Below are 5637 nucleotides of genomic sequence, written 5' to 3' on the forward strand. Positions count from 1 at the left end.
TATTCACTAACATGAATGTACCAGTAAGACAGTTAGAATGCTGCTCTGGCGATTTAGCTGATCTTAAAGTTAAATCATGTGATGTTGAAGCATGGTCTCCAAGACAGCAGAAATTCTTTGAAGTTGGTTCATGTTCTACATTAGGTGATGCTCAGGCAAGAAGACTTGGTATCAGAGCTAAGAACGATAAGGGTACTTACTATCTTCATACATTAAACAATACAGTAGTCGCTACTCCAAGAGGATTAATTGCGGTTATTGAAAACAACTATAATGAAGATGGATCAATCACAATCCCAGAATGCTTAAGACCATACATGGGTGGCAAGGATAAGATTGTTCCTTCAAAATAATTTTCTAGCTGCTGGCATTATGCCAGCATTTTTTGTAAATGAGGTATATTAAAATGTTAAAATAGAAGAAATAAAGTGGATAATGATACGTATCCTTATATTTCGATGCGTTTATTTTAATCTTCAATTAACATAAAATATGCATATTTCCCTTTATTTAAGGGAAATATTGTATATTTTGATAAATATATTTAAAAGGTCTCAAAGCTACAAAATCAAACAAAATGAAAAACGGGTTGAAAAAGTGGGATAATATGCTATAATAATTCTTGCCATTACAATAGATGCATCTGAACCATGTCAGGACCGGAAGGTAGCAGCATTAAGGATCAACTTCTATGTGTAGTGGCATTTTTTAATGAGGTAGAAAAATGAGTGATGAATACTACATGTCATTAGCAATTGAAGAAGCAAAAAAAGCAGCTGATGTTAACGAGGTTCCAGTAGGGGCTGTTATTGTCTATAATGATCAGGTGATTGCTAAATGTCATAACTATAAAGAACATTCTAATAGAACAATTGCTCATGCGGAGATTCTTGCGATTGAGAAAGCTAATTGTTATTTTGATTCATGGTATTTGAACGATTGTACTTTGTATGTGACATTGGAACCATGTATGATGTGTACTGGTGCCATTGTGCAGTCACGGATTAAAAGGGTAGTCTTTGGTGCTGCTGATTCACGCTGGCCAGGTATGTCTACTTTGTTAAATGATTATACATACAACCATGAAGTAGAGCTTACTTCAGGGGTATTGAAGGAAGACTGTTCAAGTATTCTTTCTAATTATTTTCGCAGTAAGAGAAGAATCTGTTGATTCTTCTTTTTAAGTATCATTTCATGTATAATGAAGAAGGTGATGAATAATGGCATATAAATCTTTATATAGAACATATAGACCACAAACATTTGCGGATGTTTCTGGTCAGGAAGCAATTATAACAACATTGAAGCATGCGATTAAAGAAAACAAGATTGCGCATGCCTATTTGTTCTGTGGTCCACGTGGAACAGGGAAAACATCGGTCGCAAAACTGTTTGCGAAAGCTGTCAACTGTTCAAGTGATGATGCGCCTTGTGGTGAATGTGAGAACTGTAAGGCAATTGAAAAAGGTACGCATCAGGATGTAATTGAAATTGATGCTGCCAGCAATAATGGGGTAGAAGAAGTCAGAGATTTAATTGAAAAGGTCAAGTATGCACCTGTTCAAGGTAAGTATAAAGTATACATTATCGATGAAGTTCACATGATGTCTACAGGGGCATTTAATGCCTTATTAAAGACATTAGAAGAACCACCTGCTCATGTTATTTTTATTCTTGCGACAACTGAACCACATAAAATACTCCCTACAATTATTTCACGCTGTCAGCGTTTTGATTTTAGCAGATTGACTGATCAGGAAATCGTAGGTCGTATGGAAACTGTTATGAAAGAAGAAGGCAAGACTTATGATGAAGGAGCACTTTCCTTGATTGCTAAACTTGCCAATGGGGGAATGCGTGATGCGCTTTCTATTCTTGAACAATGTTTAGCTTACAATGATGATCATTTAACTGAAGAAGATGTTAATTCTATCTACGGTATTGTATCTTTATCAGATAAGATTGATCTAATTAAAGTGATCTTATCTAAAGATATGAATAGAACATTGGATATTATTCATAAGATGGATTCTAGTGGTATTGATGTAAAACGATTAACATATGATCTTATTGATATCTTAAAAGATGTTGTTATTTATAAGAATACACATAATGTTGGAATACTTTCAGTATTATCAGAAGGATACATTGACAGTATAGTTCCCTATATTACAAGTGATGATGCTTTATCTTTCATTGATATTCTATTAGCAGCTACTGAGAAATATGCCCGTTCAGTTAATCCTGATATCTACTTTGAATTAGCTATTCTTAAGCTTTGTAACCAGGATCACAATGTACAGGTTGTCGAAGTAGAAAAGAAAGCTATCCCTGAAAATAAGGTTAAGATTGTAGAAGGAAAACCAGCTGAAGAGCCTGCTCCTATAGTAGAAGAAAAAGAAGTTGAAGAACCAACTCCGGTAGTAGAAGAGAAAGAAGTTGAAGAAACTTCAATTGTAAATGAACAACCAGTTGAAGAAGAAAAGCCTGTCTTCCAGTTTGAAGAAAAAGAAGAAGTAGAAAAACATGATGATAATATTGAAGTCGATCAAGCTGATATCATGAACATACTTGTACAGGCTGATCGCCACATCCTTAATCGTATTCAGGAAAAATGGCCAATTGTAAAAAGATATATGGCCAATATGAACACTGCAAAAGCTGCATGTATGTTAGCGAGTGGTAAGCCGGTAGCTGCATGTCAGGGTGGTCTGGTTATATCATATGAGTTTATGCCAGAAGTAAATGCAGTAAATTATTATAAGAACTATAAGCAGCTTGCTTCATTGTTGCATGAAATATTTAATGAAGACTATCGCTTTGTTGCTATGCAAGAAAAAGAATGGCTTGCAATGCGTAATCACTTCATTGAATTGATGAAGAAGAAAGCATTGCCTAAACCAGGACCAATTGTATTGAAACATATTGATGGTCATGATTTAAACAACGTAGAAATGAGTGATGCTCAGAAATTTGCGGTAGATCTATTTGGATCTGACCTCGTTGAATTTTCTGAAGACTAATAGAAAGGAATAAACATGGAATATCCAAAAACATTTGAAGAGCTAATGGAATGCTTTAAGATGCTGCCAGGCATTGGCGCAAAGGGAGCAGAAAGAATGGCGTATCATGTTCTTTCTATGAATGATGATCAAGTAAATCGCTTCTCTCACGCATTGACTGACTTCAAGAAAAAGATTCATTACTGTAAAGTATGCGGTCATATCTGTGAAGATGATGTGTGTGAAATCTGTAAAGATGAAGAAAGAGATCATCATACAATCTGTATTGTAGAGTCGCCTAAAGACGTCTTTGCGATGGAAAAGCTTAAAGAATTTCATGGTGTATATCATGTGCTAGGAGGAACAATCTCTATCATGGATGGTAAGACAATGGATGACTTGAATATTCAGTCATTGTTGGATCGTCTAGATGAGAATACGAAGGAAGTCATTATTGCGACTAATCCTACAAGAGAAGGGGAGACAACTGCTCTGTTCCTTGCTAAACTTCTAAATAAAAAGAATATTATGATTTCTCGTATTGCTAATGGATTGCCTATTGGCAGCAGTCTTGATTATGCGGATGAATTAACATTGTTAAGATCATTGGAGGATCGTAAGAAAATATAGATATGTTTCACGTGAAACATATCTTTTTATATACTTCCACGCAAACAATTATGTCTTTAATATTGAAGAATTTTTTTATATAATATTGAAGTGGAGGTTTACATCATGAAAGGTTTGTTTATTACAGTTGAAGGTGGAGACGGAAGTGGAAAAACAACGGCTGCACTTCGATTGATTGAAAAACTAAAGAAAGAAGGATACCTGGTTACCTATACAAGAGAACCTGGTGGTGTTGCAATTGCAGAACAAATTAGAGATGTCATTGTAGATGTCAATAATAAAGAAATGGATGCGAAAACAGAAGCATTGCTTTATGCTGCAAGCAGACGACAGCATCTTGTTGAAAAGGTTTTACCAACTCTTGAAAAAGGGGGTATTGTAATCTGTGATAGATTTATCGATAGTTCACTTGTCTATCAGGGAATCGGAAGAGGTCTTGGTGTTAAAGAAGTCTATGAAATGAATCTCTTTGCAACTGAGAATGTTCTTCCTGATTTAACAGTCTTCTTTGATGTTAAGCCTGAGATTGCTTTAAAAAGAGTTATGTCAGATGATGAACGTGAAGTAAATCGTCTGGACCTAGAATCATTAGATTTCCATCAGAAAGTCTATGATGGATATCTTGCTATATGTGAAACATTTAAAGATCGTATTAAGAAGATAGATGCTAGTCTAGATAAAGATGGTGTTTATCAGCAGTTAGAATCATTGGTAGAAGGTCAATTATGCAAAATAAAGAATTCCTAAAAAAAACGCAGCCAGTCCTATATAGGATCTTAACAAGAAGCTTCCAGGAACATAAGTCTTCCCATGCTTATATGCTTGTTGGCAACAATACAGAAAGCATTACGACATTCTTGGCACAAAGCATTATCTGTAATAATGATGTACTTGCCTGTGAAGAGTGCGAAGATTGTCGTCGTATTAAAGAAGGAATCTATCCTGATCTCATTGTCTATGATGGAAATGAATCATCTATTAAGAAGGATGATGTTGAATATATTCAATCAGAATTCAAGAAGTCTTCTTTTGAAGGAAAAGAGAGAATATATATATTAAAGAATATTGAGAATTCTTCTCCATCCGCAATGAACAGTTTATTAAAATTCTTGGAAGAACCTCAGGAAGGAGTATTTGCGATTCTGACAACAAAGAATGTCAATAAGGTATTGCCTACCATTCAATCGAGATGTCAGGTTATCCATCTTTTACCTGAATCAAAAACAAGTATTCAGCTTTCTCTTATGAATGAGAATGTAGATGAAGAAGATGCAAGTGTATTAGCTCAGCTTTTTCATTCTAAAGATGCCTGCATGGAAATGAAGGATATTGAAGTTTATGAGGATACTAAGATCTATGCATTGAATTTTGTAGAAGACCTTTATCAGAATCCTGGTAATCTTTTGATTAATACACAGGTGACATTAATTAAGAAGTATAAGAACGATAAGAATGTTACAAGATTGTTCTTGAATATGCTTGTACTTGCATTGAGAGATTTGTTTCACGTGAAACATTCTATCCCATTGACATTTACAAAGCATAAAGAATTATTTGCTGCATTACCAGAAGATCAAAAAATACTGAAAAGAATAGAGTTAGTATTAGATACTATTTATTCTATAGATACAAATGCGAACCTTTCTTTACTGATGGATAGTATGGTCTATAAAATGATGAAAGGAGTGTAAGTGTGAAACAAAAATCAATCAAAACGTATAAAAAAAGACAAACTTAAAAACAAGTTTGAATAATTTACAAAAAATAGAATAATTGAATATTATTGTTTAGTTAATTTAGAAACATCGAAACCTGATTTCTTAAGAAACTCAATCGCTGATTCTTCTGTTAAATCTTGTTGCTTTATAGGTGGCTTAGGATTTCTAAATGATTCATAATCTGAAGGATTAAATGTCTCTCCAGTAAGAATCATATGGTATATACTGACAAGCATCATTCTTGCAATTGCGATAATGGCTTTCTTGTGGCCTCGTCTCTTTTTGAT

General features: G+C 34.2%; 6 protein-coding genes, 1 other RNA gene and 1 pseudogene. 7 read left to right on the forward strand and 1 reads right to left on the reverse strand.

Translation table 11 applies throughout. The features are described from left to right. The 7 genes from T513_RS0109325 to T513_RS0109350 form a co-directional block, all read left to right on the forward strand. A partial coding sequence (locus T513_RS0109325) for an aminoacyl--tRNA ligase-related protein (protein WP_031589871.1) occupies positions 1-353 on the forward strand: 353 nt, incomplete at its 5' end. 267 nt (positions 354-620) lie between these two features. Continuing rightward, positions 621-710, forward strand: an RNA gene (gene ffs, locus T513_RS12060) — signal recognition particle sRNA small type. A 14-nt stretch (positions 711-724) separates the two neighbouring features. After that, the gene (tadA, locus tag T513_RS0109330; RefSeq protein WP_031589872.1) at positions 725-1171 is read left to right on the forward strand and encodes a tRNA adenosine(34) deaminase TadA; all 447 of its coding nucleotides are present in this window, start codon (positions 725-727) and stop codon (positions 1169-1171) included. 49 nt (positions 1172-1220) lie between these two features. Then, positions 1221-3023 (forward strand): DNA polymerase III subunit gamma/tau, encoded by a 1803-nt coding sequence (dnaX, locus tag T513_RS0109335; RefSeq protein WP_031589873.1) that lies wholly within the window; start codon positions 1221-1223, stop codon positions 3021-3023. A 15-nt stretch (positions 3024-3038) separates the two neighbouring features. Continuing rightward, entirely contained in the window at positions 3039-3632 is a 594-nt protein-coding gene (gene recR / locus T513_RS0109340) for a recombination mediator RecR (protein WP_031589875.1), read from the forward strand. 105 nt (positions 3633-3737) lie between these two features. After that, positions 3738-4379: a dTMP kinase gene (gene tmk, locus T513_RS0109345; protein WP_029070827.1), complete on the forward strand. Its 642-nt coding sequence runs from the start codon at positions 3738-3740 to the stop codon at positions 4377-4379. Next, positions 4358-5323 carry a hypothetical protein gene (locus T513_RS0109350; RefSeq protein WP_031589876.1) on the forward strand — a complete coding sequence of 322 codons (966 nt, stop codon included), beginning with the start codon at positions 4358-4360 and terminating at the stop codon, positions 5321-5323. The genes tmk and T513_RS0109350 overlap by 22 nt, the downstream gene beginning before the upstream one ends. Positions 5324-5412: 89 nt before the next feature. Here T513_RS0109350 and T513_RS12310 read toward each other — a convergent pair. After that, positions 5413-5637: pseudogene (locus T513_RS12310) on the reverse strand (IS110 family RNA-guided transposase); the annotation flags it as partial.

The sequence above is a fragment of the Kandleria vitulina DSM 20405 genome (assembly GCF_000702065.1).
Classification (GTDB): Bacteria; Bacillota_I; Bacilli_A; order Erysipelotrichales; family Coprobacillaceae; genus Kandleria; species Kandleria vitulina.

Excerpts from the sequence above, each read along its gene's own strand:
- dnaX (WP_031589873.1), top strand. The coding sequence starts at position 1,221 with ATGGCATATAAATCTTTATATAGAACATATAGACCACAAACATTTGCG.
- recR (WP_031589875.1), top strand. The coding sequence starts at position 3,039 with ATGGAATATCCAAAAACATTTGAAGAGCTAATGGAATGCTTTAAGATG.
- tadA (WP_031589872.1), top strand. The coding sequence starts at position 725 with ATGAGTGATGAATACTACATGTCATTAGCAATTGAAGAAGCAAAAAAA.
- tmk (WP_029070827.1), top strand. The coding sequence starts at position 3,738 with ATGAAAGGTTTGTTTATTACAGTTGAAGGTGGAGACGGAAGTGGAAAA.
- T513_RS0109350 (WP_031589876.1), top strand. The coding sequence starts at position 4,358 with ATGCAAAATAAAGAATTCCTAAAAAAAACGCAGCCAGTCCTATATAGG.